Consider the following 1858-nt stretch of genomic DNA (forward strand, 5'->3'; position numbering starts at 1 on the left):
GCCTAACACCTGAATTAAGCCGACATGCGTAGTGGAGGCAAATGGTGGCACGCTTTTCAGTGCCGCCTTTTGCTGGAACGAAGCATGTTCGGCTTGAATGAATTGTTAGAGCGCAAGCCTGTAGCCTCGAATCGAGGTTGAGATCCTTGCATGCACGTACGGGCCAAGGTAGCCAAAGAAGAATATGGCAGTTGAGTAAATATTGCGCCCGGCAGGGCGAACCACAACGCGGTACAGCATTGCCGCGACTGGCTTGAACTGCTCCCAGGCCTGCGCGCCAAGCAGAAATATAAATAGATCCAGACCTAGCGCATCAACGAGTGGGACCAAGAGCCTTAACTCTGGATGGGACGCAAGCAAAATGATGATCACACCCGAGGCGACCATCAAGGCGCGTCCTCGCCAGGTCTTATTTCGCCAATCGAGTAATTTCATCTGCGCGCTAACACCTGAATTAAGCCGACATGCGTAGTGGAGGCAAAAGGTGGCACGCTTTTCAGTGGCGCCTTTTGCCGGAACGAAGCATGTTCGGCTTGAATGAATTGTTAGGGCTCATGCTAGTGCTACGAACCCTTCGTGACGCTCCAGAAAAGTAGACTTAGGAGCATGACTAGAAATAATACGGCGTAGGAATACAGCAGAGTTAGGCAGCGTCGGCCTAAGGCTCTCAGGTGCGGATCAGGCAGCGTTTTGAATCCCTTACTTTGCAAGTAGGCCATTTGGGAAGGGATCAGCGGCCCGTATCTTGTAAAGATACCTGGCCTTACGAGCAAACCTTGAAGTTCAGGCTTAAGTGATACCAACTCACTGAAAAAGCGACTGGCATTGGTCCAAAGCGCAACAGCAACAACCGCTAGACCGAGCAGCGCGAATTCGGCCAAGACGAGTGCGACGTTGTTGGACATGGGCCCTAACACCTGAATTAAGCCGACTTGCGTAGTGGAAGCGAAAGCGTGGCAAGCTTTTTCTGCCACGCTTTTGCTGGAACGAAGCAAGTTCGGCTTGAATGAATTGTTAGACCCCGCTCGAGATCTAGTTAACAACAAACTTATACGCTTGGCGCGCCAGTTCAAGAAGTAAGACCGTTGCTGCGGCATACAAGAAGTTATTGACCTTTCGTAGCAGCGAATGGCTAGTACGGAATAGAACGGATTGACGCTGTTCAATGCGAGCGAGACGCCCAGACATTTCTTGCACTATGCGGTGGGTTGCAGCTCGATCCTCATCCGTCCAGGGATTTTCATCAACGTCTCGCCATGGGCGCTCATCCTCCTTGGCGCGAGCACTCATCTCCAAATCGTTGAGATTGACCCAATCTTTCTCGAGATCATCGTCAAGCGCCATAGACGAATTCCTTGGATGCTGGCTGCGGGGTCTAACACCTGAATTAAGCCGACATGCGTAGTGGAGGCAAATGGTGGCACGCTTTTCAGTGCCGCCTTTTGCTGGAACGAAGCATGTTCGGCTTGAATGAATTGTTAGAGCGCAAGCCTGTAGCCTCGAATCGAGGTTGAGATCCTTGCATGCACGTACGGGCCAAGGTAGCCAAAGAAGAATATGGCAGTTGAGTAAATATTGCGCCCGGCAGGGCGAACCACAACGCGGTACAGCATTGCCGCGACTGGCTTGAACTGCTCCCAGGCCTGCGCGCCAAGCAGAAATATAAATAGATCCAGACCTAGCGCATCAACGAGTGGGACCAAGAGCCTTAACTCTGGATGGGACGCAAGCAAAATGATGATCACAGCCGAGGCGACCATCAAGGCGCGTCCTCGCCAGGTCTTATTTCGCCAATCGAGTAATTTCATCTGCGCGCTAACACCTGAATTAAGCCGACATGCGTAGTGGAGGCAAAAGG

The 1858-nt window shown here is 51.9% G+C and carries 2 protein-coding genes and 1 pseudogene; all 3 read right to left on the reverse strand.

What is annotated here, in order from left to right:
- Positions 1–105: 105 nt before the first annotated feature.
- Entirely contained in the window at positions 106–435 is a 330-nt protein-coding gene (locus tag G7B67_RS12970) for a hypothetical protein (RefSeq protein WP_166213095.1), read from the reverse strand.
- Positions 436–1032: 597 nt separating this feature from the next.
- Complete coding sequence (locus tag G7B67_RS12980; RefSeq protein ID WP_166213099.1) at positions 1033–1344, reverse strand: hypothetical protein; 312 nt, start codon at positions 1342–1344, stop codon at positions 1033–1035.
- A 134-nt stretch (positions 1345–1478) separates the two neighbouring features.
- Positions 1479–1858, reverse strand: a pseudogene (locus G7B67_RS12985) (hypothetical protein); the annotation flags it as partial.

Origin of the sequence: Cognatiluteimonas telluris (assembly GCF_011320095.1) — a bacterium.
Taxonomy (GTDB): Bacteria; Pseudomonadota; Gammaproteobacteria; order Xanthomonadales; family Xanthomonadaceae; genus Cognatiluteimonas; species Cognatiluteimonas telluris.